Origin of the sequence: Pseudoxanthomonas sp. Root65, assembly GCF_001427635.1 — a bacterium.
Lineage (GTDB): Bacteria > Pseudomonadota > Gammaproteobacteria > Xanthomonadales > Xanthomonadaceae > Pseudoxanthomonas_A.
In genome coordinates this window covers 651,210-673,639 of sequence record NZ_LMHA01000001.1, presented here as the reverse complement: position 1 = coordinate 673,639, position 22,430 = coordinate 651,210, and the positions used below count along the sequence as shown (strand labels likewise).

The window sequence follows — 22,430 nt, the reverse complement described above, 5'->3', positions numbered from 1 at the left end:
TTCCCCATGGACACTGCCTCTCCCTTCCGCGCCCCCCGGCGCCACGGCCCGGCCGGGCCGCTGAGCGGCGTCAAGGTGCTCGACCTGAGCGCCTACATCGCCGGTCCGTACGGCTGCACGCTGCTGGCCGACCAGGGCGCCGACGTCATCAAGGTCGAGCCGCCCGACGGCGACAACCTGCGCCAGTACCCGTCGACGCTGGAAAAGGAAAGCCGTGCCTTCCTCGGCGTCAACCGCAGCAAGCAGGGCATCGTGCTGGACCTGAAGCAGCCGGCCGACCACGCCGCGCTGCTGCGGCTGGTGCGCGAGGCCGACGTGCTGGTGCACAACTTCCGCCCCAGCGTGCCGAAGCGGCTGGGCATCGACTTCGACAGCCTGTCGGTGATCAACCCGCGGCTGATCTACTGCGCGGTGACCGGCTACGGCGAGAGCGGGCCGATGAAGGACAAGGCCGGCTACGACCAGGTGCTGCAGACCATGACCGGCATGTGCACGCTGCAGGGCAAGCGCGGCGGCGCGCCGGAGATCATCTACGGCTCGGTGGTGGACTACTACGCCGCGGCGCTGCTGGCCGGCGGCGTGTCGTCGGCGCTGTACGAGCGCGAGCGCAGCGGGCTGGGCCAGTTCGTCGGCGTGTCGCTGTTGCGCAGCGCATTGACCATGCAGTCGGCGCGGATGATCTGGGCCGAAGGCGAGGCGCTGGACATCGGCCGCGACATGCGCTCCGGCGGCGTCACCGGCATCCATCCCGCCCGCGACGGCTACCTGTACCTGTCCGCCAACACCGCGCGCTTCTGGAAGGCGCTGTGCCGCCTGACCGGCCTGCACGCGCTGGCCGACGATCCGCGCTACGACACCGTGCGCAAGCGCGCCGCGCATGCCGCCGAGATCGTGCCGCAACTCCACGACGCACTGCAGGCGCGCACCGCGCAGGAGTGGGAAGCGCACTTCGGCGACGAGGTGCCGTGCGCAGCGGCGCGGCGCGTGGAGGACATGTTCGAGCATCCGCAGGTGCTGGCCGAGGACATGGTGGCGGAGATCGCGCACCCGGTGGTCGGCAGCTACCGTGGCGTCACCCGGCCGATCGCCTTCGGCCGCACGCCCGGGCCGGCACCGTTCGCCGCGCCCACCTTCGACCAGGACGCGGACCACGTGCTCGGCCGCCACGGCAGAACTCGCGCGTCGGGCTGATCGCGCGCACGCTTTACGCCGAATTTACGCCGCGGCCCATGCCGCGCATGGCGGCTTTACGCGACCCGGGAACAGACTTTCGCGGTCGGCGGAACTCCTCCCGCCTGGATCGCACCCATGTCGTTCTCCTCTTCCGTTTCGCGCAGGCGTACGCCTGCGTTCGCCACGCCTTGCCTTGCCGCCGGCCTGCTGCTGGCAATGGCGTCCCCCGCGCAGGCCGCGACCTTCACCGGTTCCGGCGCGCTCACCACCGACTACGTCTGGCGCGGCACCACCCAGACCCAGGGCGACCCGGCCGTGCAGGCCGGCTTCAAGGCTACGGCCGACAACGGCCTGTATGGCGCAGTGTGGGGCTCGAACGTCGAGTTCGCCCCGGAGACCAAAGCCAGCAGTGAACTCGACGTCACCGTCGGCTGGGGCGGTACGCTGACCGAGGACTGGGCGCTCGACGTCAACCTCACCCACTACCGCTATCCCTCCACCACCGTCGACCTCGACTGGACCGAGGCCATCGGCACGCTGACCTGGAAGCAGAACACCTGGGCGCAGCTCGGCTATTCCAGCGACGCACTGGCCAGCGGTGAAGCCGGCGCCTATGCACAGCTCGGCGCCAAGTTCCCGTTGAGCGACCAGCTCCGCCTGGAAGGCGCCGCCGGTTACTACTGGCTGGAAGACGCCTACGACGACAGCTACGCGCATGCGCAGCTCGGCGCGGTGTGGGCGTTCAAGGCCCCGTTCGAACTGCGCGTCACCGCGCATGCCACCGACCGCAGCGCGAAGACGCTGTTCCCGGGCCTGGCCGGTTCGCGCGTGGAAGCGGCGCTGCAGGCGTCGTTCTGAGCGCCGCCATGTTCACCGACTTCCTCCACCTGGTGCTGACGCTGGCGGGCGTGCTCGCCGGTGCCGGCCTCCTGTTCCTGCTGATCACGCGGCGCACGCGTACGCCGATGGATGACTCCCATGACTGAATTCCTGCTTGTGTTCGCGCTCGCCATCGCCCTGGGCTGGCCGCTGGGCCGGTACCTCGCCGCGGTGATGCGTGGCGCGCCGATGCGCGGCGATGCGCTGTTCGGTCGCATCGAGCGCCCGCTGTACCGCCTGCTGGGCATCGATCCGGCGCAGGGCATGGACTGGAAGGCGTATGCGAAGGCCTTCCTGCTCAGCAACCTGGTGCTCGGCGTGATGGTCTGGGGCATCTTCATGACCCAGGCCTGGCTGCCGCTCAATCCCAACGACGCCCCCAACATGCGCTGGGACCTGGCGCTGCACACCATGGTGTCGTTCCTCACCAACACCAACCAGCAGCACTATTCCGGCCAGGCGCAGTTGTCGTACCTGGCGCAGATGACCGGCATCGTCGGCCTGCAGGTGGTCACGCCCATGATGGGCCTGGCGCTGGTGGTGGCGACGCTGCGCGGTCTGTTTGGCGGGCGCGAGAAGAGCGCCGTCGAGAGCCACGACAACGGTGACGCCGACGTCGGCAACTACTGGGCCGACGTCCTGCGTCCCGCCGTGCGCGTGATGCTACCGCTGTGCCTGCTGTGGTCGCTGCTGCTGACCTGGCAGGGCGTGCCGTCCACGTTGCAGGGCGGTCCGGTCGCCACACCCATCGATGCGTCGGCGCAGATGGCCGAACAGAAGATCCCGCTCGGCCCGGTCGCGCCGATGGTCGCCGTCAAGCAACTCGGCACCAACGGTGGCGGCTGGTACGGCCCCAACAGCGCCGTGCCGCTGGAAAACCCCACGCCGTTCTCCAATCTGCTGGAAACGCTGGCCCTCATCCTCCTCCCGGTCAGCATCGCGTTCATGGTGGGCAGCTTCACCGGCCGGCGGAAGTTCACCGCGCTGGTGTTCGGCACCATGCTGACGATGTCGCTGGTCTCGGCCGCCGCGGCGCTGTGGTCCGAAAGTCTGTCCGGTACCTCCACCGACATCGCCATGATGGAAGGCAAGGAAGTGCGCTTCGGCGCCGCGCCGTCCGCGGTGTGGGCCGCGCTGACGACACAGACCTCGAACGGCTCGGTCAACGCGATGCACGACTCGCTGGCGCCACTGAGCGGCCTGGTGACGATCGGCAACATGCTGGTCAACAGCATCTGGGGCGGCATCGGCTGCGGCCTGCAGCAGTTCCTCGTCTACCTGCTGCTCAGTGTGTTCCTCGCCGGCCTGATGACCGGCCGTACGCCGGAACTGTTCGGCCGCAAGATCGAGGCGCACGAAGTGAAGCTGCTGGCCGTGCTGGTGCTGCTGCAGCCGCTGGTGCTGCTGGGCCTGACCGCGCTCACGCTGGCGGTGCCGGCGATCACCGGCAACTCCAATCCGTCGTTCCACGGCATCAGCCAGGTGTTCTACGAGTACACGTCCGCGTTCGCCAACAACGGCTCGGGCTTCGAGGGCCTGGGCGACGCGACGACCTGGTGGAACCTCAGCACCACGCTGGTCCTGCTGCTGGGGCGCTATCCCGCGCTGATCATTCCGCTGGCCATTGCCGCCTCGCTGGCCCGCAAGCGCGTCGCGCCGGACGGTGTCGGCACGCTGCAGGTCGAAACCCCCACCTTCGCACTGACGCTGATCGCGGTGGTCGTCATCCTGACCCTGCTGCAGTTCATGCCCGTGCTGGTACTCGGCCCCGTGGCCGACCACCTTGCGCTGATCGCGTCCTGAGGATCGCTTCCATGACTGACTCCACCTTGCAACACCCGCCGCGTCGCCACGCCGCGCTGCTCGACGCGGCCGGCTTCCGCTCCGCCGTGTCCAGCGCCTTCGCCAAACTCGCCCCGCAGCACGCCTTCAGGAACCCGGTGATGGCCGTGGTCTGGCTGGGCACGCTGCTCACCGCCGGCCTGACGCTGGCGGGCATGAGTACGCCCGGCGTCGGCGGCGCGGTGACCGCGCTGCTGTTCGTCACCGTGCTGTTCGCCAACTTCGCCGAAGCCGTCGCCGAAACGCGCGGCCGCGGCCAGGCGGCATCGCTGCGGCGTGCGCGCAAGGACCTGGTGGCGCGTCGCGTCGACACGCCGCTCGGCGGCAGCGAGCGCCGCCTGCCGGCCGCCGAGCTGAAGCCGGACGACTACGTCATCGTCTCTGCCGGCGAACAGATTCCCGCCGACGGCGAGATCGTCAAAGGCCTGGCCACCATCAACGAGTCCGCCGTCACCGGCGAATCCGCCCCCGTATTGCGCGAAGCCGGTACCGACCGCAGCGGCGTGATCGGCGGTACCACGGTGTTGTCCGACGAGATCGTGGTGAAGATCACCGCCGAGCCCGGCCACAGCTTCCTCGACCGCATGATCGCGCTGGTCGAGGGCGCCAACCGGCAGAAGACGCCGAACGAGATCGCGCTGGGACTGCTGTTGCTGACCATGACGCTGACCTTCCTGATCGTGGTGGTCACGCTGCCCTTCATCGCCGGCTTCGTCGGCGCGAAGCTCGACCCGCTGCTGCTCATCGCGCTGCTGGTCTGCCTCATTCCCACCACCATCGGCGGCCTGCTGCCGGCCATCGGCATCGCCGGCATGAACCGCGCGCTGGCCGCCAACGTGCTGGCCAAGTCGGGCAAGGCGGTGGAAGTGGCCGGCGATGTCGACGTGCTGCTGCTCGACAAGACCGGCACCATCACCCACGGCGACCGCCAGGCCACGCTGTTCCACCCGCTGGCCGGCATCGACCATGCGCAACTGCGCGACGCCGCCATGCTCGCCTCGCTGGCCGACCCTACCCCGGAAGGCAAGTCCATCGTGCGGCTGGCGCGCGAGCAGGGCGCGGCCGCGGTGGAACCGGCGCAGGCGCGATTCGTGGCCTTCACTGCGCAGACCCGCATGTCGGGCGTGGACCTGGACGGCGGTGCGCGCGTGATCCGCAAGGGGGCCAGCGATGCGATCGAACGGCATGTCGCCGCGCTGGCCGGCAGCACGCCGGCCGAACTGCGGGCACGCGTCGAACAGGTCGCCCGCAACGGCGCCACCCCGCTGGTGGTCAGCGATGGCAGCCATGTGCTGGGCGTGGTGGAACTGTCCGACGTGGTCAAGCACGGCATCAAGGAAAAGTTCGCCCACATGCGGGCGATGGGCATCCGCACCGTGATGATCACCGGCGACAACCCGCTGACCGCCGCCGCCATCGCCGCCGAAGCCGGCGTGGACGACTACATCGCCGAGGCGCGTCCCGAAGACAAGCTGGCGCGCATCCGTCAGGAACAGGCCGGCGGCCGCCTGGTCGCCATGGTCGGCGACGGCACCAACGACGCGCCCGCGCTGGCGCAGGCCGACGTGGGCCTGGCGATGAACTCCGGCACACAGGCAGCGAAAGAGGCCGGCAACATGGTCGACCTCGATTCCGACCCCGCCAAGCTGCTGGACGTGGTGGAGATCGGCAAGCAACAGCTGATCACGCGCGGCGCACTGACCACGTTCTCCCTGGCCAACGACGTGTCGAAGTACTTCGCCATCCTGCCGGCGCTGTTCGCCGCCGCCATCCCCTCGATGGCCGCGCTCAACGTGATGCAGCTGTCCAGCCCCACCAACGCGGTGATCGCCGCGCTGATCTTCAACGCGATCATCATCCCGCTGCTGATCCCGCTGGCGCTGCGCGGCGTGCGCTTCCGCCCGGCCGCCGCCACCGTGCTGCTGCGCCGGAACATGCTGGTCTACGGCGTGGGCGGCGTGCTGCTGCCGTTCGCCGCGATCAAGCTCATCGACCTGCTGCTGGCCGCCGTCTTCGGCGCCTGAGGAACTGCCATGAACGCTTCCACGCCTGTTTTCCCGCGCAGCACGCTGCGTGCCCCCCTGATGCTGACGGCTGTCACGCTGCTCGGCTTCGGTCTGCTGTACTCGCTGGCCGGCACCGGCCTGGGCCGCGTGCTGTTCCCGCACCAGGCCACCGGCAGCGTGATCGAGCGCGACGGCCGCGTGGTCGGCTCGACGCTGGTCGCGCAACCGTTCGCCGATGACCGCTACTTCCAGTCGCGGCCCTCGGCATCCCACTACGATGTGATGGCGCTGGCCGGCAGCAACCAGGCGCGCACGAATCCCGACTTGCGTTCGCGCATCGACGAAGCACGCAGCGCGGTTGCTGCGCGCGAGGGCATCGATCCCGCCGACGTACCCGGCGACCTGGTGACGCAATCTGGCGGTGGTATCGATCCGCACCTGTCGCCCGCCGCCGTGCGCATCCAGATCGCCCGCGTTGCCCGGGCGCGCGGCATCCAGGCGGTGGACGTGGAACGCCTCGTCGCCACGCATACCGAAGCGCCGCAGTTCGGCGTCCTGGGCGCCCCCCGCGTCAACGTACTGGCGTTGAACCTGGCGCTGGACCAGGCGCAGGCATCGGAGTGATGCGGCATGACGCATCCGCGATGTTTCAAGATCGCTTCAGTGCGTGGGCGGCGTCCCGCGGCGTGGTGGCGCGTACTCGTGTTCCGCGTGGCCGTGTTCGCAGCGGCACTGGGCTATGCGGTGCTGGTCGTGGTGGTTGCGCATCGCGTGCCGGTGGGGTGACTGGCTTTCTTCATAACCCGGAGCAATGAACCCGCGTCTCCGCCCTGTATGCCCGCCTCCCTCTCCCCGTGCAGCCGGGAGAGGGTGCCGAAGGCGGGTGAGGGGCGACGGCGCCGCGATGCTCGTCAGCGAACAATGGGTCGAGTGTCGTGGCGCAAAACGGGTGGGAGTCGAAAGAGAACACCCCCCGGCCGAGCCACAAAGGGTCGTGGTCGAAGCAGAACGCCTTGTGCACGAAGCTCAACGCTGAGACGACGAAGCAAAAAGTCTCGCGCGCAAGGCTCAAAGATGCGACGACGAAGCAAAAAGCCTCGCGCACGAGGCTCAAAGATGAGACGGCGAGGCTTTCTTCTTCGGACGTCGCACCAAAAAAGTGCCTGCGAGAGGCTTTTCGGTGAGATGACAAGGAACATGTCCGGGCGGCCGCACCGGAAAGCCTCGCGGCCGAAGCAGAAAGCCTCGCGGCCAGAGCAAAAAGCCTGGCGGGCGAAGCAAAAAGCCTCGCAGCCGAAGCAGCAAGCCTCGCGCATGAAGCTTTTCGGCCTGCCATCGAAGCGTTCTGCCTCGCCGTTGCCGCTCACCGCTTCGCGCCAGGTAGCAGGCGCAGCGATACCGGCACCCGCGCCACCGTTCGACGTGACATGACAACAGGCAGAATAGTCCGATGACCGACCCCCGCGACCGCCAGGCCGACGCCCTGATCGACCACCTGCAACGCGAGCAGGGCGGGCGGTTGACCATCTTCCTGGGCGCCGCACCCGGCGTGGGCAAGACCTACACCATGCTGTCGCGCGCCCGCGAACTGCGCCGGCAGGGAAAGGACGTCGTCGTCGGCATCGTCGAGACGCACGGGCGGGGCGAGACCGCCGCGCTGACCGACGGGCTGGAGATCCTGCCGCGCCGGCGGATGGAGTACCACGGCCGCTGGCTGGACGAGATGGACCTGGACGCGCTGCTGGCGCGTCGCCCGCAGATCGCGCTGGTGGACGAACTGGCCCACCGCAACGCGCCCGGCAGCCGCCACGAGCGCCGCTGGCAGGACGTGATCGAACTGCTCGATGCCGGCATCGACGTGCATACGACGATCAACATCCAGCACCTGGAAAGCCTCAACGACGTGGTCCACCGGATCACCGGCGTGCGTGTCAGCGAGACCGTGCCGGACGCCGTGTTCGACCGCCTGCGCGACATCGTGCTGGTCGACCTGCCGCCGCGCGAGCTGATCGAGCGGCTGCACCAGGGCAAGGTGTACCTGCCGGAACAGGCATCGCAGGCGCTGCAGGCCTTCTTCTCGCCGTCCAACCTGATCGCGTTGCGCGAACTGGCCATGCAGACCGCCACCGACCGCGTGGACAGCGACCTGCGCGAGGACCAGGCCGCCCGCGGCCTGCCGGGCCTGCCGCTGCGCCGGCGCGTGCTGGTCGCCATCGACGGGCTGGGATCGTCGGAGTACCTGGTGCGCGCCGCGCGCCGCATCGCCGAGCGGCGTGACGCGCCGTGGAGTGTGGTGACGGTGCAGTCCGACAGTGCCGATGCGGCCCGCCAGCGCGAGATCGACCAGGCGTTCGCATTGGCACGGCGACTGGGGGCCGAGGCGGAAGTCCTGCGCGGCACCCGCATCGCCGACGCGCTGCTCGACCATGCCGCGCAGAACGGCGCCTCGACGCTGGTGCTGGGGCGCACGCGCGAGCGGCCGGTGGCGCGCATGTTCAACCGCACGCTGACGCAGCAGATCCTGCAGCGCGGGGCGCACTATGAGCTGGTCATCATCAGCACGCCGGAAGCGCGTGCCCGCGCGCGCCGCATGACCGGCGAGACGCGCGGCGGGTGGTCGCGCAGCGATGTCGGCTTCGCCGCGCTGGCCTCGCTGCTGGCGGTGGGCGTGGCGTGGCTGGCCGAGCGCTGGGTGGGGCTGGAAGACCTGTCGATGGTGTTCATCGTGGCGGTGGTGCTGGTGGCGGCGCGCACGCGCATGTCCGCCGCGGTGGTGGCTGCCCTGCTGAGTTTCCTGGCCTACAACTTCTTCTTCATCGAGCCGCGCTTCACCTTCAACATCGGCGCGCGCCAGGGCGTGACCACGGTGTTCCTGTTCCTGGTGGCGGCACTGGTGGCGGGACGGCTGGCCTCGCGCCTGCGCATGCAGGTGGTGGCGCTGCGCGCGGCCAACGTGCACGCCACGGCGCTGCAGGCACTGGGCCGCGAACTCGCCGCAGCCGCCGACCTGGGGCAGGTGCTGGCCGCCGGACGCAAGGCGCTGGAGCGCGCGCTGTCCGTCGATGCATGGCTGCGCGTGCAGGGGCGCGAGGAACCGGCGGATGCCCTGCTGCCCGACATCGACCGCGCCGCCGCCGACTGGGCACAGCAGCACGGGCAGGCGACCGGCCGCCATACCGACACGCTGGCCGGCGCGGGCCGCTGGTTCCTGCCGTTGCGCGGCGAGGGCAGCACGCTGGGCGTGCTTGGGCTGCGCTTCGATGCGCCGTCCCGGCTGTTGCCGGAACAGCGGCGGCTGGCCGAGGCGATGGCCGAGGACATCGCGCAGGCGGTACTGCGCACGCGCCTGGTCGCCGAACTGGAAGACGCGCGCGTCGGCGGCGAGACCGAACGCCTGCGCTCGGCGCTGCTGTCGTCGGTCTCGCACGACCTGCGTTCGCCGCTGGCCTCGATGATCGGCTCGGCCAGCAGCCTGGCCAGTTACTGGGATGCGATGGGCGGCGACGATCGCCGCAGCCTGCTCGACACCATCCAGCAGGAGGGCGAGCGGCTGGACCGCTACATCCAGAACCTGCTCGACATGACGCGCCTGGGTCACAGCGGCCTGACCCTCAACCGCGACTGGATCGGCGTGGACGAACTGCTGGGCTCGGCGGTGTCGCGCCTGCAGCGCTACCAGCCGGACGTACGCGTGCAGATCACGGTCGCGCCCGATGTGCCGACGATCTGGGTACATCCGGCGCTGATTGAGCAGGCGGTGTTCAACGTGCTGGAGAACGCGGGCAAGTTCTCCCCGTCGGGCGAACCGGTGCAGGTGGAAGCGAGGCTTGTCGACGGCGCGCTGCGCATCGATGTACGTGATCGCGGGCCGGGCATTCCCGAAGACGAGCGCAGCCGCATCTTCGACATGTTCTACAGCGTCGAGCGTGGCGACCGCGGCCGCCATGGTACCGGCTTGGGCCTGGCGATCTGCCAGGGCATGGTGGGCGCGCACGGCGGCAGCGTGCAGGCGCTGCCCGGGCCGGATGGCCGCGGCACGGTGATCCGGATTACCCTGCCGCTGCTCACTCCCACGCCACAGGCACCGGCTTGACCTACAGCGCGCCACCGCCCGCCACGTCCGCACCGCCGGCGCGCATCCTGGTGATCGACGACGAGCCGCAGATCCGGCGCTTCCTCGACATCAGCCTGCGCGCGCAGGGGTATGTGGTGGCGTTGGCCGACAGCGGCCACGCCGGTCTGGCCGACCTGGCCGCGCAGGGGGCCGACCTGGTGGTGCTGGACATCGGCCTGCCCGATCTGGACGGCCACGAGGTGCTGCGCGAACTGCGGCAGTGGTCGCAGGTGCCGGTGATCATGCTGACGGTGCGCGATGGCGAGGCGGAGAAAGTCGCGGCACTGGACGGCGGCGCCAACGACTACGTCACCAAACCGTTCGGCGTGCAGGAACTGATGGCACGCGTCCGCGGCCTGCTGCGCACACGCATCGCCGCCAGCGACGCGGCCATGCCCCTGTTCGACGACGGCCATCTGCACGTCGACCTCGGCCGCCGCGAAGTGACGCTGGCAGGCGAAGCCGTCGCGCTGAGTCGCAAGGAATTCGCCCTGCTCGCCCTGCTACTGCAACACCCAGGTCGCGTGGTCACTCAACCGCAACTGCTGCGCGAACTCTGGGGCCCCGACCACCAGCACGACACGCATTACCTGCGCATCCTCGTCGGCAAGCTGCGGCAGAAGCTGGGTGATGATGCGACGGCGCCGCGGTATATCGCGACGGAGCCGGGGGTGGGGTTGCGGTTTGTTGGGGTGGGGTGAGGGGCGCTCAACGTAGTTGTTGGCGGACGCTGGCAGCCCTAAGATCGAGTCGTATCCGATGGACTGGACTCGCACCGTGCACCAAACGAAGCTTCTTATTCTTGATCTCGACGAGACACTCATCCATGCAAACGAAGGTGGCCTGGATCGCGATCCTGATTTCGAAGTCGGACCCTACGCTGTATACAAGCGTCCTGGGCTCGACGGGTTTCTCGCTGCGATAAAGCCGTACTTCGACGTAGCCGTCTGGACATCGTCCACGCGACTTTACGCCGCTCCGGTGGTGGCGAGCATCTTTCCCTCCGACTTCGAACTCAAGTTTGTATGGTCCAGAGAGCGCTGCACGATGCGCTTCGATCCGGAACACCACGACTACGAATGGGCCAAGAATCTCGGGAAGCTGAAGCGACGCGGCTACAGGTTGGAGCAGGTGCTGATGGTGGATGACACGCCCGCGAAGTTGTCCAAGCACTACGGCAACCTCGTCAGAGTCAGGCCGTTCCTGGGTGATCCAGCGGACCAAGAGCTGGCCCAGTTGGGGGTGTATCTCCCTACGCTGGTGGACGTACCCAATGTTAGGAAGGTCGAAAAGCGATTCTGGCGCAAGGCCAATGCTGTCGCGCTTCAACCATTTGGCCGGGAGGATTCTGCTTGCGGATCGGCCTGATCCGGGGCGACACAAGGTTGGGCTGAGCCGTCGACGCCAATATCGCGATGCAGGATGCATAGGGTGTCGGGCTTCACTTCGTTCACCCCAGCCTATGTGGTCCCGGGCATGGCCTTGCGGGGAAGGGCTCGAAGAGCCGCAAGGTACAATGCCGCCATGACGTCCCCCCGCATTCCCCACGAAGCCTTGCGCCTTTCCGTCGCCCCGATGATGGACTGGACGGACACGCACTGCCGCGTGTTCCACCGGTTGCTGGCGCCGAACGCACGCCTGTACACCGAGATGGTGCATGCGCAGGCGGTGATCCATGGCGACCGCGACCGGTTGCTGGGCTTCGATGCCGTTGAGCATCCCGTCGCCTTGCAGCTCGGTGGCAGCGAGCCGGCGCACCTGGCGCAGGCCGCACGCATCGCGCAGGAGTGGGGCTATGACGAGGTGAACCTCAACGTCGGCTGCCCATCCGACCGCGTGCAGGCGGGGCGCTTCGGTGCGTGCCTGATGAAGGAGCCGGCGCTGGTGTCAGAGTGCGTGGCGGCGATGATCGAGGCCGTTGACATCCGTGTGACGGTGAAGTGCCGTCTTGGCGTGGACGAGCAGGAGGATTACGACCTGTTCCGCGCCTTCATCGACACCGTCGCAGACACCGGCTGCCACACGTTCTTCGTGCACGCGCGCAAGGCCTGGTTGCAGGGTCTGTCGCCGAAGGAGAACCGCGAGATTCCGCCGCTTCGCTACGACTGGGCCTATCGGCTCAAGCGCGAGCGGCCAGAGCTGACGGTGGCCATCAACGGCGGCATCACCACCACGACGCAGGTGCACGAGCACCTGCAACACAGCGATGGCGTGATGATCGGCCGCGCGGCGTACCACGAGCCTTACGTATTGCATGAGATGCAGGTCGCGCTGTTCGGCGGGCAGATGCGCCCGCGCGCCGACCTGCTGCGCGCGTGGCGGCCCTACGTGGAGGCGCAACTCGCCAAGGGCGTGGCGCTGAAGCACCTGACCCGGCACGTGCTGGGCCTGTTCCATGCGCAGCCCGGCGGGCGGGCGTTCCGCCAGATCCTCAGCGAGGGCGCGCACAAGCCCGGCGCGGACTGGTCGCTGGTCGAGCAGGCACTGGCCGCGACCGTGCGCGAACTGCGGCCGGCGGCCTGAGCATGATCACGCGCGACGTCACCGCGTTCGTCGCGCATGCGCGCACGCTGGCGCCGGACGTCGGCCCGGCGACGGCGCGGGCGGCGTTCCTGGTGTCGCCGGACGGCTTCGTGCGGGCCGAACAGTCGGCGCAGGACAACCGCTACATGGCCGATGCCGAGGCCTTCGACACTGGCAAGGCGCTGCGCGAGCACCATGCCCTGCACCGCGCACTGGCGCAGGACGTGCCGGTGGTGTGCTTTCCCGGCGACGAAGCGACGCCGGATGCGGTGTTTCCCAACAACGTCTTCGCCACCGCGCGTGTCGACGGCGAGGCGCGCCTGATCGTCGGACGGATGCGCCATGAAGTGCGCCAGCGGGAAGCGGGGCGGTCGGACATCCGCCGTTTCTTCCGCGACACGCTGGGCTATGCCGAAGTCGACCTGTCCACCCAGCCGCACCCCTGCGAGCTGACCGGTGCGCTGGTGATCGATCGTGCCCGCGGCATCGGCTTCTGCGGCCTGTCCGAGCGCTGCGACGAGGCGGGTGCGGCTCGAATGCACGACGCTTTTGGCCTGCGCGCCACGCTGCTGTTCGACCTGGCCCCGGGCGAATACCACACCAACGTCCTGCTGGCGGTGCTGGCCGGTCGCGCCGCGCTGGTCCATCCGGGCGGCGTGGATGCGCCGGCGCTGATCCCGGCGCTGGAGGCGCTGTACCCGGGTGGTGCGATCGAGCTGACCGACGCCGAGCAGGCCGCCTTCGCGGGCAACGCCATCGCGCTGGCGCCCGGCAAGGTATGGATGAGCCGGCGCGCCCACGAGGCCCTGCGGCCGGTCACGACAGCCCGGCTGGAGGCGACGGGCCTGGCGGTGCACAGCGTGGCGCTGGACGCGATCGAGGCGGGCGGGGGCTCGCTAAGGTGCTGTGTGGCCGAGGTTTTTTGACCATTCAGCTCGCTGAATGCGGCGCGTCGACCTGTGGATAAATTCAGAACCGATTCACTGCCCGGGTCCAAGACTTCACTTCCATTCTCCAGAGGCGGTTTCGGGTTCCGTTCAGTTTCAAGAACCCAGTTCCGTTACGATTCCGTTATGCGTTTTCGTGCCCCCACTCTTGCCGCCGTTGCCCTCGCGGTCTTCGCTGCCCTCGCCGGCACCCCCGGGGTGCAGGCGCAGGATGAGGGCGGCCGCGGCGATGCGCCGCCCCGCGAACGCGGCGCGCCGCGCAGCGACGATCGTGGTCATCGCAGCTCCATGTCGGATTCGGTGCGCCGCGTGCGCAGCGAATCGGGCAACCAGGTGCTGAGCGTCGAACGCATGCAGTACGACGGCCGTGATGTCACACGCGTCAAGTACATCGATGAGCGGGGCCGCGTGCGTACGGAGACACAGGATGACGTCGGCCCGTCGCGCCGCGATTTCGGCTCGCCCGTGCGGCCGCGCCGCGACATCGCGCCGCCGCCGCAGTCTGCACGCGGCGATAACCCCCCGCGCCCGTAGTCTTACGTAGAATTCAAGGCTCAACAGAGCACGTCCCGCGCGGTCCGATGCCGCGCCGCATTCCCAAGGAGAGTCCATGCGTATCCTGCTGGTCGAAGACGAAGCCCCCCTGCGTGAAACCCTTGCCGCGCGCCTGAAGCGCGAAGGCTTTGCGGTGGACGCGGCCCAGGATGGCGAGGAAGGCCTGTACATGGGTCGCGAAGTGCCGTTCGACGTGGGCATCATCGATCTCGGCCTGCCCAAGATGTCGGGCATGGAGTTGATCAAGGCCCTGCGCGACGAAGGCAAGAAATTCCCGGTGTTGATCCTGACCGCGCGTTCCAGCTGGCAGGACAAGGTCGAAGGCCTGAAGCAGGGCGCCGACGATTACCTGGTCAAGCCGTTCCACGTGGAAGAGCTGCTGGCGCGCGTCAACGCGCTGCTGCGCCGCGCCGCCGGCTGGAGCAAGCCGACGCTGGAATGCGGTCCGGTGGCGCTCGACCTGGCCGCGCAGACCGTCAGCGTCAACGGCAGCAACGTCGACCTCACCAGCTACGAGTACAAGGTGCTGGAGTACCTGATGATGCATGCCGGCGAACTGGTCTCGAAGGCCGACCTGACCGAGCACATCTACCAGCAGGACTTCGACCGCGACTCCAACGTGCTGGAAGTCTTCATCGGCCGCCTGCGCAAGAAGCTGGATCCGGACGGCGAGTTGAAGCCGATCGAGACCGTGCGCGGCCGCGGCTACCGCTTCGCCATCCCGCGCAGCGGCGAAGGCTGATGCCCCGCGCCGGCATCGCCTGCACTTGATGCCTGCGCCACCCTCCGGCGCCGCACCTGCCGCCCCCGTCGGCCGTGACCGGTTCGACGGCTGGCGGCCGCGCTCGCTGCGCGCGCGCCAATTGCTGGCGGCCAGCCTGGCGCTGCTCGCCTTCCTCGCCCTGGCCGGCTACGCGCTCGACCGCGCCTTCGTCGATACCGCCGAGGACAACCTGCGGCAACGCTTGAAGAGCTATGCGCTGTATTACACCGACAAGGTGGAGTTCGGGCGCAACGGCACGCTGATCCCGCCCTACAACACGCCCGATCCGCGCTTCGACATGCCCGACAGTGGCATCTACGCGCAGGTGGTGCTGCAGGGCGTGCCGCCGTGGGGTTCCAACTCCACGCTCGGCCCCGAGCTGCCGGTGCCGCGCATGCTGGGCGCGCTGGAGGAATCGTTCGAGGGGCCGCTCCCGATCCGCCGTGCCGACGGCAGCGACAGCCAGGCCTACCGGTATGGCGTGGGGTACGCCTGGCCGGCGACCCACCAGCATCCCGAGATTCCCTACAGCATCTACATCTTCGAGGACGCGCAGGCGCTGAGCGCGCAGATCCGCGTGTTCCGCGGTTCGCTGTGGGTCTACCTGGGTGGCGCCGGGGTGATCCTGCTGCTGTTGCAGATGCTGGTGCTGCGCTGGAGCCTGCGCCCGCTGCAGCGGGTGATCTTCGAGCTCAGCCGCGTGCAGCGCGGTGAGCTGTCGGGCATGACCGAGCGCCACCCGCGCGAACTCGAGCCGCTGACCGACAGCATCAACGCCTTCATCGAAAGCGAGCGCGAGAACCTGGAGCGCCAGCGCAACACGCTGGCCGACCTGGCCCACAGCCTGAAGACGCCCATCGCGGTGCTGCGCACGCAGCTGGACAGCGGTGGCGGCGATCCGCAGGCCTTGCGCGAGGAACTGGACGTGCAGCTCAAGCGCATGAACAACCTGGTGTCGTACCAGCTGGCGCGGGCGGCATCGAGCGGGCACAAGCTGTTCTCCGCCGCGGTGGAAATTGAGCCGCATGCCGAGGAGATCGTGCGCGGTCTTGAAAAGGTGTACGCGACGAAGGGCGTGATCTGCGAGTTCGAGATCGATCCGCGTGCGCGTTTCCATGGCGAGACAGGCGACCTGCAGGAGTTGATCGGCAACCTGCTGGAGAACGCGTTCAAGTGGGCGCGCTCGCGCGTGCTGCTGACGGTGAGGGTCGGTGCGACGGCGCCGCAGCGGCGGCCCGGCGTGTTCATCGCGGTGGACGACGATGGTCCCGGCATCGCCGAAGACGACGTGGCCAAGGTCCTCCAGCGTGGCGTGCGCGGCGACGAGCGCGTGCAGGGCCACGGCATCGGACTGTCGATCGTGCAGGACCTGATCCGCGACTATCGCGGCGAGCTGCAGGTACGCCGCTCGGAGGAACTGGGCGGTGCGCGCTTCGAAGTGCGCCTGCCACCCGGCCTCTGACTCAGTCGCGCGCGACCGCCATCGGCGATGGACCGTAGAAGCGCTGCAGGTGCGCCGCCACCTCCGGCATGGCCTCGGCCAGCACGTCGGGCGCGGAGAAGTGGTACTCGGTGACCACGGCGAAGAATTCCTCCGGCGCCTCCGCTGCGTAAGGGTCGATGGCGGTGTCGCGGCCCAGGTCGACCTGCATGCGGAAGTCGTCGTAGGCGCGCTGGAAGTCGCGTGCCCAGCGGCCATGCCAGGCGTCCGGCAAGGGCGGCGTCCCGTCCAGTTCGCCATCCAGCACGTCCAGCTTGTGTGCCATCTCGTGCACCGCCACGCAGAAGCCGGCGTCCGGTTCGGCGATATCGGCCTGCACGTCGGCCCAGGACAGGATCAACGGTCCCTGGTCCCAGGCCTCGCCCGCCAGGTCGTCTTCCCACTCGTGCAACACGCCGGCGGCATCGGTATGCGTGCGCTGCACGCGGAAGGCATCCGGGTAGACGATCAGCTGCGACCAGCCGCGCAGTCCGCCTTCGCCGAATTCCAGCAGCGGCAGGCAGCACAGCGCCGCCAGCTGCGCACGCTGTGCCTCGTCCAGGCTCAGTCCGGCCAGCGGGGTGATGGTCTTCTGGTGCAGGAAGCGCGCGGTCAGCGCACGTAGCCGGTCGGCGCGCGCATCGTCCAGCGCCGCCACCCAGGGGGTCGCGGCACGCACGTGCTGCCAGAGATTGTCGTCAATCGACGGGGAAGGGCGCCGCAGGCGGCGCAGGAGTCCAATCACCGGATACCGCCGCCCGCGTCAGCGGAACATGCCGGGCAGGAAGCTGTGCCACTTCGAGCTGCGGCTGCGCGGCAGCGGGGTGTCGTCGTCGTCGCCACCGCCACGGGTGGCGGTGGGCGAGGTCAGGGACGCCGGCGCGCCGTACTTGCTGCGCACGGCGGTGGCGCGTGCGCGGCGGGCGTCGGGTGCGGTCGGCACGGCATCGACGGGACGCTCGGCGACCGCGCGGTCGGCGACGTCCTGGCAGGTGCCGGTATTGCCGTTGGCGATGCCGCGCCCGTTCTGGGCGAACACGGCCGCCGAGGCGACCAGGAGCAGCAGGGCAAGGCTGGCGCGAAGCATCGGAAGGACTCCTGTCGGTCGGTTACAGCGGCCAGATGACGCCGCCGACTATAGCCGGATTGGTGCCGGCCGGCATGAATCCGCCCGCCCCGTGCGACGAAATGCCGGCCCGTGGCGACGGATCGAGGAAAACCGCCGCCGGGCTGCTGCGTCGCAACAGGCTGGCGCTCGCGCTTGCGGCAGACTCGCGCCATGCCAACGCCTTCCGACCGTCCACTGACCGCCCCCGCCCTGCGCCGGGCGCTGATCGCCGGCGCGCGCCGGGTCATCGCCGCGCGCGATGGATTGAACCGCATCAACGTGTTCCCGGTGGCCGACGGCGATACCGGCAACAACCTCGCCTTGACGCTGGGCAGCGTGCTCAACGGCGCGTTGAGCCAGCCCAGCCAGCATGCCGGCGACCTGCTCAGCCGGGTCGGCAACGACGCCATCGACGGCGCGCGCGGCAACTCCGGCGCCATCCTGGCGCAGTTCCTCCACGGCGTGGCCGAGCGCGTGCGCACCCTGCCCGAACTGGATGTCCGTTCGCTGGCCGCGGCGGTGCGGCAGGGAGCGCTGAGCGCGCGGCAGGCGCTGGCGCAGCCGGTCGAAGGCACCATCCTGAGCGTCATCACCGCCTTCGCCGACGAACTGGACGCGGCGGCCGACAGTGCGCAGCCCGACACGCGCAGCGGGTTCACCCGTGCGCTGGTCCGCGCCCGGCGCGCGTTGGCGGATACGCCGCGGCAGATGGCGCTGCTGCAGAAGGCCGGGGTGGTGGATGCCGGTGCGCAGGGCTTCGTCGACCTGCTGGAAGGCATCGCCGAGTTCGTCGAAGGCGGTCCGCGTGCCGTGCGCGTGCGTGCCGGCGCGCCGGTCGCGGCCAACGACGCGGGCGCGCTGCCGGTGCACGATCACGTGATCGATCCGGCGCGTCGCTGGTGCACCGAGTGCCTGCTGCTCGGCGAAGGACTGGACCGCGACCGCCTGCGCGCGGCGCTGGAAGCGGGAGGAGCCGATTCCATCGTCATCGCCGGTGGCAGCTCGCGCCTGCGCGTGCATGCGCACACCGGCTCGCCGCAGGCGCTGTTCGACGCCTGCGCGCAGCAGGGGCGCGTGGAAGCCATGAAGGCCGACGACATGATCCGCCAGCAGGCGGTCGCCGCCGCACCGCAGCCGTGGGTGGTGGTCACCGACAGCGCCGCCGACCTGCCGGACGACATCGCCGAGCGCTACGCCATCGGCGTGGTGCCGGCGCGCGTGGACCTGGATGGCCGCGAGTACCTGGACAAGATCGGGCTGTCGACCGCCGAGTTCTACCGGCGCATGGCCGCGTCGCATCAACTCCCGCGCACCAGCCAGCCGCCGCCGGGCGATTTCCGCCGCCAGTTCGAGCTGTCGCTCGCGCACCACGCCCGCGTGCTCTACGTGGGCCTGTCGCGTGCGCTGTCGGGCACGCTGCAGTCCGGCGAACACGCGGCGGCGCGCGATCCGGACCGGCGCGTGCGCGTCTTCGATACGGTCAATGCGGCCTGCGGACAGGCGCTGCTGGTGTGGCGTGCCGCGGAGCTGGCGGCGCAGGGGCAGGACGACGCGAGCGTGGTGGCCGAACTGGAGCGCCTGCGCCCGCTGACGCGGATGTGGGCCATCGCGCCCGACATCTCCCACGCCGTGCGTGGTGGCCGCATCCCGCGCTGGGCGGCGCCGATCGCGCGGCTCAGCGCATTGACGCCGATGGCGAAGATGAGCGTGGACGGGCGCATGGTGGTCGCCGGCCTCCTGCTGACGCGCGCACAGGCACCCGAAGCCTTCGCGCGTCGCGTGGCGCGCCAGTTGCCGGCCGGCCAGCGATGGCGGCTGATCGTCGGCCACTGCGACGACCGCGCCGGTGCCGAGCGGCTGCTGGCGGCGTTGCGCACGCGCCTGCAGATCAGCGAGGACCGCCTGGTGGAAACCGGCGCGGCCATCGGCGCGCATGCGGGGCCGGGTGCGCTGATCGTGGCGGTACAACCGGCGCCCGAGCCCTGACCGCGCGGGAGCGTGGCCCATAATGGCGGCATGCTCACCGCCTGCCTGCTCCTGCTGTTCGCCTACCTGATCGGCTCCGTGTCGGGCAGCCTCGTACTCGGCCGCCTGCGCGGTGTCGATATCCGCACGCAGGGCAGCGGCAACGCCGGCGGCACCAATGCCTTCCGCACGCAAGGCGCGAAATTCGCGCTGGGCGTGGTGCTGGTCGATATCGGCAAGGGCGCACTGGCGGCCTGGCTGGCGCTGCGGTTCGCGCCGCTGGATGGCCCGCTGTCGCCGCGCGCGCTGGGATTGCTGGCGGCGTTTGTCGCGGCGATGGGGCATGTGTGGCCGGTCTGGCACGGCTTCCGCGGCGGCAAGGGCGTGGGCACGCTGCTGGGCGGCCTGGCGGTGCTGTGGCCGATGGCGTTGCTGCCGCTGTTCGCGGTGTGGGTCGGCGTGCTGGTGGCGACGGGTTACGTCGGCCTGGCCTCGATCATCGCCACCGCCTGCCTGATACCGCTGGCGTGGTGGCTGCACACGGATCGCGCCACCCAGCTGTTCGCCCTTGCCGCGGCGCTGCTGGTGCTGTTCACCCATCGGGTCAATGTGCGGCGCCTGCGCGAGGGAACCGAGTCGCGCTTCGAGCGCGTGCGCGTCTGGCGCCGGCGCGCATGACCGGCGAGCGCGCCCTGTTGCAGCGGTTGATCGACGGTCCGGTGTCCGGACATGCGCTGGCGGACGAGGCGGGACTGACGCGTGCGGCGATGTGGAAGCGCATCGAGGCACTGCGCGAAGGGGGCCTGCGCATCGAAGCGCAGCCCGGGCGCGGCTACGCGCTCGCCGACCCGGTCGAGTTGCTGGAGGCCCCACGCATCCGTGCGCAGTTGCAGGCCACGACGGCCAACGCGCTGTCGTCGCTCGACGTGGCGTGGTCGCTGGATTCGACCAACAGCGAACTGCTCCGCCGTAAAGCGCCCGAGCATGGCGTCGACGTGTTGCTCGCCGAGCAGCAGACCGGCGGCCGGGGCCGGCGTGGACGTCAATGGGCGTCGCCGATCGCATCGAATCTTTATCTGTCGCTGTCGCGTCAGTTCTCCGGCGGGCTCGCCCGGTTGGGCGGGCTGAGCCTGGTGGTTGGCGTGGCGGTCGCCGAAGCGCTGCGCCAGGCCGGTTACACCGAGGTAGGCGTGAAGTGGCCCAACGATCTGCTCGTGCGCGGGCGCAAGCTGGGCGGCATCCTGGTGGAAGGCGGTGGCGAACACGGCGGGCCGGTGCGTGCGGTGATCGGCATCGGCGTGAACGTGCGCATGCCGGCCGCCGTCGCCGCGACCATCGATCAGGCGTGGACCGATCTGGCCGGACTTGCCGAGGGCATGCCATCGCGCAACGCGCTGGCGGCGCAGCTGCTGGAGGCGCTGTTGCCGGCGCTGGAGCAGTTCGACCGGGAAGGGCTTGCGCCTTTCCTGGCCCGGTACGCCACGCTGGATGTGCTGGCGGGACGCACCGTCACCGTGCATGGTCCGCAGGGCGATGAGCACGGCGTGGCCGAGGGCATCGGCGAGGACGGTGCGTTGCGGGTGAGGGTGGGGCAGGCCATGCGGCTGGTGCATGCGGGCGAGGTGAGCGTGAGGGCGACATGACGCAGTGGGTCTTCGATCTGGGCAATTCGCGGGTGAAGTGCGCGCCGCTGCGTGCGGACGGCACGCTGGGCGATATGCATGCGTTCGCGTACGACGACGGGCTCGTCGCCTCGCTCGACCAGGCGATGCCGGCCAACGCGACCCGCGAGAACTGCACGGCTGTCGTGGCCAGCGTGGCGTCGCCGGTCCGCACGGCGTCGGTCGTCGAATGGCTGACCGCGCGCTTCGGCGCCATCTCCTTCGCCCGCACCCAATCCGCGCTGGCCGGCGTGCGCATCGCCTACGCAGACCCCGCGCGGCTCGGCGTGGATCGCTTCCTGGCCTTGCTGGCGGCGCGCCGACGCGGCACGGCGCCGTGGCTGGTGGTCGGCGTGGGCACGGCGGTGACGGTCGACCTGCTGGATGCGGCGGGGCGCCACCACGGCGGGCGCATCGCGCCCTCGCCGCAGCTGATGCGGGATGCCCTGCACGCGGCCGCCGCGCAGCTGCCCGCGCAGGGGGGCGACTATGTCGAATTCGCCGCCGACACGGTCGACGCGCTGGCATCCGGCTGCGACGGCGCGGCGCTGGGCCTGATCGAACGCAGCCTGCAGCAGGCGCAGGAAGCGCTGGGGCAGCGTCCGTCGCTGCTGCTGCATGGCGGCGGTGCGGCGGCGCTGGCATCGCGACTGGGCGAAGGCGAGAGGGCGCCGGCGCTGGTGCTTGAAGGGCTGGCCGTCTGGGCGCGGCTCGGTGCCGAGGCGTGAGCGCGGCTAGAATCGCCGCATGCTGATCCGTGCCCTGATCGTCCTGTTGGTGGTGTTGAACCTCGGCACCGCCGCCTGGTGGCTGACCCGTCCTGCGCCGGTGCCCGCGCCGGAACCGGACCTGCCCGCGGGTGTCGCCCGCCTGCAACTGGTGGACGAGCCGGCGCAGGTCACCACGCCGTCCGTTTCGGCACCGGTCGCCTCGCCCGCGCCGGTCGCCCTCTGCTTCAGCCTGGGGCCGTACACCAGTGAGACCGCCGCCACGCGGGCACAGGCCGCTGTCGCGGGCCAGTTGCGGCAGGCCCGCCTGCGCGAGGTGCCGCGCATCAGCGCCAGCGGGTACCAGGTGGTGATCCCGCCGGCCGCGTCGCTGGAGGACGCGCAGGCGGTGGCGGCGCGGATCGGCGCGGCCGGCTTCGATGATTTCCTGGTCGTGCGCCAGGGCGAGCAGGCGAACGGCATCGCGCTGGGGCGTTACCGCAGCCGCGAGGCGGCGGAACGGCGGCTTGCGCAGCTGCAGGCGGCCGGCTTTGCTGCGCAACTGCAGCCGGTGGGCCGCGCCGGTCCGGGCCTGTGGTGGCTGGATGCGGGCGTCGCCGATGGCATCGATGCGGTCGCGATCGCGCGCGCGGCGTCCAGCAGCGCGCCGCAGCCGCTCGAATGCACCGCGCTGCGCTAGAATTGCG

The 22,430-nt window shown here is 69.9% G+C and carries 21 protein-coding genes; 19 read left to right on the top strand and 2 right to left on the bottom strand.

Features of this window, described 5'->3' with window-relative positions; genetic code table 11:
* The first annotated feature begins 6 nt into the window (after positions 1-6).
* The 14 genes from ASD77_RS03070 (at position 7) to ASD77_RS03010 (ending at position 16,264) form a co-directional block, all read left to right on the top strand.
* Entirely contained in the window at positions 7-1,191 is a 1,185-nt protein-coding gene (locus tag ASD77_RS03070; protein ID WP_055937138.1) for a CoA transferase, read from the top strand.
* 117 nt (positions 1,192-1,308) lie between these two features.
* Positions 1,309-2,031: a TorF family putative porin gene (locus ASD77_RS03065; protein ID WP_082563092.1), complete on the top strand. Its 723-nt coding sequence runs from the start codon at positions 1,309-1,311 to the stop codon at positions 2,029-2,031.
* 120 nt (positions 2,032-2,151) lie between these two features.
* Complete coding sequence (kdpA, locus tag ASD77_RS03060) at positions 2,152-3,855, top strand: potassium-transporting ATPase subunit KdpA (RefSeq protein WP_055937133.1); 1,704 nt, start codon at positions 2,152-2,154, stop codon at positions 3,853-3,855.
* A gap of 11 nt (positions 3,856-3,866) precedes the next feature.
* The gene (gene kdpB / locus ASD77_RS03055) at positions 3,867-5,918 is read left to right on the top strand and encodes a potassium-transporting ATPase subunit KdpB (RefSeq protein ID WP_055937130.1); all 2,052 of its coding nucleotides are present in this window, start codon (positions 3,867-3,869) and stop codon (positions 5,916-5,918) included.
* Positions 5,919-5,927: 9 nt separating this feature from the next.
* Complete coding sequence (kdpC, locus tag ASD77_RS03050; protein WP_055937127.1) at positions 5,928-6,524, top strand: potassium-transporting ATPase subunit KdpC; 597 nt, start codon at positions 5,928-5,930, stop codon at positions 6,522-6,524.
* A gap of 6 nt (positions 6,525-6,530) precedes the next feature.
* On the top strand, positions 6,531-6,686 hold the full coding sequence (locus tag ASD77_RS18000) for a hypothetical protein (RefSeq protein WP_156383444.1): 156 nt from the start codon (positions 6,531-6,533) through the stop codon (positions 6,684-6,686).
* A 664-nt stretch (positions 6,687-7,350) separates the two neighbouring features.
* Entirely contained in the window at positions 7,351-9,993 is a 2,643-nt protein-coding gene (locus tag ASD77_RS03045; RefSeq protein WP_055937124.1) for a sensor histidine kinase KdpD, read from the top strand.
* Positions 9,990-10,715 carry a response regulator transcription factor gene (locus ASD77_RS03040; RefSeq protein WP_055937121.1) on the top strand — a complete coding sequence of 242 codons (726 nt, stop codon included), beginning with the start codon at positions 9,990-9,992 and terminating at the stop codon, positions 10,713-10,715. Before ASD77_RS03045 ends, ASD77_RS03040 begins: the two co-directional genes overlap by 4 nt.
* Positions 10,716-10,773: 58 nt before the next feature.
* Positions 10,774-11,382, top strand: coding sequence for an HAD family hydrolase (locus ASD77_RS03035; protein ID WP_055937118.1), 609 nt, complete (start codon positions 10,774-10,776; stop codon positions 11,380-11,382).
* Between the two features lie 156 nt (positions 11,383-11,538).
* The gene (gene dusA / locus ASD77_RS03030; RefSeq protein ID WP_055937115.1) at positions 11,539-12,537 is read left to right on the top strand and encodes a tRNA dihydrouridine(20/20a) synthase DusA; all 999 of its coding nucleotides are present in this window, start codon (positions 11,539-11,541) and stop codon (positions 12,535-12,537) included.
* Positions 12,538-12,539: 2 nt separating this feature from the next.
* Complete coding sequence (locus tag ASD77_RS03025; RefSeq protein ID WP_055937111.1) at positions 12,540-13,463, top strand: arginine deiminase-related protein; 924 nt, start codon at positions 12,540-12,542, stop codon at positions 13,461-13,463.
* A 147-nt stretch (positions 13,464-13,610) separates the two neighbouring features.
* Positions 13,611-14,018: a hypothetical protein gene (locus tag ASD77_RS18295; RefSeq protein ID WP_162247579.1), complete on the top strand. Its 408-nt coding sequence runs from the start codon at positions 13,611-13,613 to the stop codon at positions 14,016-14,018.
* Positions 14,019-14,094: 76 nt separating this feature from the next.
* Positions 14,095-14,781 (top strand): response regulator transcription factor, encoded by a 687-nt coding sequence (locus tag ASD77_RS03015; protein ID WP_055937106.1) that lies wholly within the window; start codon positions 14,095-14,097, stop codon positions 14,779-14,781.
* Positions 14,782-14,809: 28 nt separating this feature from the next.
* On the top strand, positions 14,810-16,264 hold the full coding sequence (locus ASD77_RS03010; protein WP_082563091.1) for a sensor histidine kinase: 1,455 nt from the start codon (positions 14,810-14,812) through the stop codon (positions 16,262-16,264).
* Between the two features lies 1 nt (position 16,265).
* Here the strand turns inward: ASD77_RS03010 and ASD77_RS03005 are convergent, their stop codons facing one another.
* Both ASD77_RS03005 and ASD77_RS03000 read right to left on the bottom strand, forming a co-directional pair.
* Positions 16,266-16,961 carry a M90 family metallopeptidase gene (locus ASD77_RS03005; protein WP_235578458.1) on the bottom strand — a complete coding sequence of 232 codons (696 nt, stop codon included), beginning with the start codon at positions 16,959-16,961 and terminating at the stop codon, positions 16,266-16,268.
* Between the two features lie 84 nt (positions 16,962-17,045).
* Positions 17,046-17,369: a hypothetical protein gene (locus ASD77_RS03000; RefSeq protein WP_055937104.1), complete on the bottom strand. Its 324-nt coding sequence runs from the start codon at positions 17,367-17,369 to the stop codon at positions 17,046-17,048.
* A gap of 192 nt (positions 17,370-17,561) precedes the next feature.
* Between ASD77_RS03000 and ASD77_RS02995 the strand changes: the two genes are divergently transcribed.
* From ASD77_RS02995 to ASD77_RS02975, 5 genes are read left to right on the top strand one after another with little or no spacing between them, the layout of a single operon-like run.
* Positions 17,562-19,376, top strand: coding sequence for a DegV family protein (locus ASD77_RS02995; RefSeq protein ID WP_055937101.1), 1,815 nt, complete (start codon positions 17,562-17,564; stop codon positions 19,374-19,376).
* Between the two features lie 30 nt (positions 19,377-19,406).
* A complete protein-coding gene (plsY, locus tag ASD77_RS02990; RefSeq protein ID WP_055937098.1) occupies positions 19,407-20,033 on the top strand; it encodes a glycerol-3-phosphate 1-O-acyltransferase PlsY in 627 nt (208 codons plus the stop codon).
* Positions 20,030-20,998: a bifunctional biotin--[acetyl-CoA-carboxylase] ligase/biotin operon repressor BirA gene (gene birA / locus ASD77_RS02985; protein ID WP_055937095.1), complete on the top strand. Its 969-nt coding sequence runs from the start codon at positions 20,030-20,032 to the stop codon at positions 20,996-20,998. Before plsY ends, birA begins: the two co-directional genes overlap by 4 nt.
* A complete protein-coding gene (locus tag ASD77_RS02980; RefSeq protein WP_055937092.1) occupies positions 20,995-21,744 on the top strand; it encodes a type III pantothenate kinase in 750 nt (249 codons plus the stop codon). The genes birA and ASD77_RS02980 overlap by 4 nt, the downstream gene beginning before the upstream one ends.
* A 19-nt stretch (positions 21,745-21,763) precedes the next feature.
* Positions 21,764-22,423, top strand: a complete 660-nt coding sequence (locus ASD77_RS02975) for an SPOR domain-containing protein (RefSeq protein ID WP_055937089.1) — start codon at positions 21,764-21,766, stop codon at positions 22,421-22,423.
* Positions 22,424-22,430 lie beyond the last annotated feature (7 nt).

Bases quoted from the DNA above. Each gene is read 5' to 3' on its own strand.
- ASD77_RS03070 (WP_055937138.1), top strand. From the start codon at position 7: ATGGACACTGCCTCTCCCTTCCGCGCCCCCCGGCGCCACGGCCCGGCC.
- ASD77_RS03065 (WP_082563092.1), top strand. From the start codon at position 1,309: ATGTCGTTCTCCTCTTCCGTTTCGCGCAGGCGTACGCCTGCGTTCGCC.
- kdpA (WP_055937133.1), top strand. From the start codon at position 2,152: ATGACTGAATTCCTGCTTGTGTTCGCGCTCGCCATCGCCCTGGGCTGG.
- kdpB (WP_055937130.1), top strand. From the start codon at position 3,867: ATGACTGACTCCACCTTGCAACACCCGCCGCGTCGCCACGCCGCGCTG.
- kdpC (WP_055937127.1), top strand. From the start codon at position 5,928: ATGAACGCTTCCACGCCTGTTTTCCCGCGCAGCACGCTGCGTGCCCCC.
- ASD77_RS18000 (WP_156383444.1), top strand. From the start codon at position 6,531: ATGACGCATCCGCGATGTTTCAAGATCGCTTCAGTGCGTGGGCGGCGT.
- ASD77_RS03045 (WP_055937124.1), top strand. From the start codon at position 7,351: ATGACCGACCCCCGCGACCGCCAGGCCGACGCCCTGATCGACCACCTG.
- ASD77_RS03035 (WP_055937118.1), top strand. From the start codon at position 10,774: ATGGACTGGACTCGCACCGTGCACCAAACGAAGCTTCTTATTCTTGAT.
- dusA (WP_055937115.1), top strand. From the start codon at position 11,539: ATGACGTCCCCCCGCATTCCCCACGAAGCCTTGCGCCTTTCCGTCGCC.
- ASD77_RS03025 (WP_055937111.1), top strand. From the start codon at position 12,540: ATGATCACGCGCGACGTCACCGCGTTCGTCGCGCATGCGCGCACGCTG.
- ASD77_RS18295 (WP_162247579.1), top strand. From the start codon at position 13,611: ATGCGTTTTCGTGCCCCCACTCTTGCCGCCGTTGCCCTCGCGGTCTTC.
- ASD77_RS03015 (WP_055937106.1), top strand. From the start codon at position 14,095: ATGCGTATCCTGCTGGTCGAAGACGAAGCCCCCCTGCGTGAAACCCTT.
- ASD77_RS03010 (WP_082563091.1), top strand. From the start codon at position 14,810: ATGCCTGCGCCACCCTCCGGCGCCGCACCTGCCGCCCCCGTCGGCCGT.
- ASD77_RS03000 (WP_055937104.1), bottom strand. From the start codon at position 17,369: ATGCTTCGCGCCAGCCTTGCCCTGCTGCTCCTGGTCGCCTCGGCGGCC.
- ASD77_RS02995 (WP_055937101.1), top strand. From the start codon at position 17,562: ATGCCAACGCCTTCCGACCGTCCACTGACCGCCCCCGCCCTGCGCCGG.
- plsY (WP_055937098.1), top strand. From the start codon at position 19,407: ATGCTCACCGCCTGCCTGCTCCTGCTGTTCGCCTACCTGATCGGCTCC.
- birA (WP_055937095.1), top strand. From the start codon at position 20,030: ATGACCGGCGAGCGCGCCCTGTTGCAGCGGTTGATCGACGGTCCGGTG.
- ASD77_RS02980 (WP_055937092.1), top strand. From the start codon at position 20,995: ATGACGCAGTGGGTCTTCGATCTGGGCAATTCGCGGGTGAAGTGCGCG.
- ASD77_RS02975 (WP_055937089.1), top strand. From the start codon at position 21,764: ATGCTGATCCGTGCCCTGATCGTCCTGTTGGTGGTGTTGAACCTCGGC.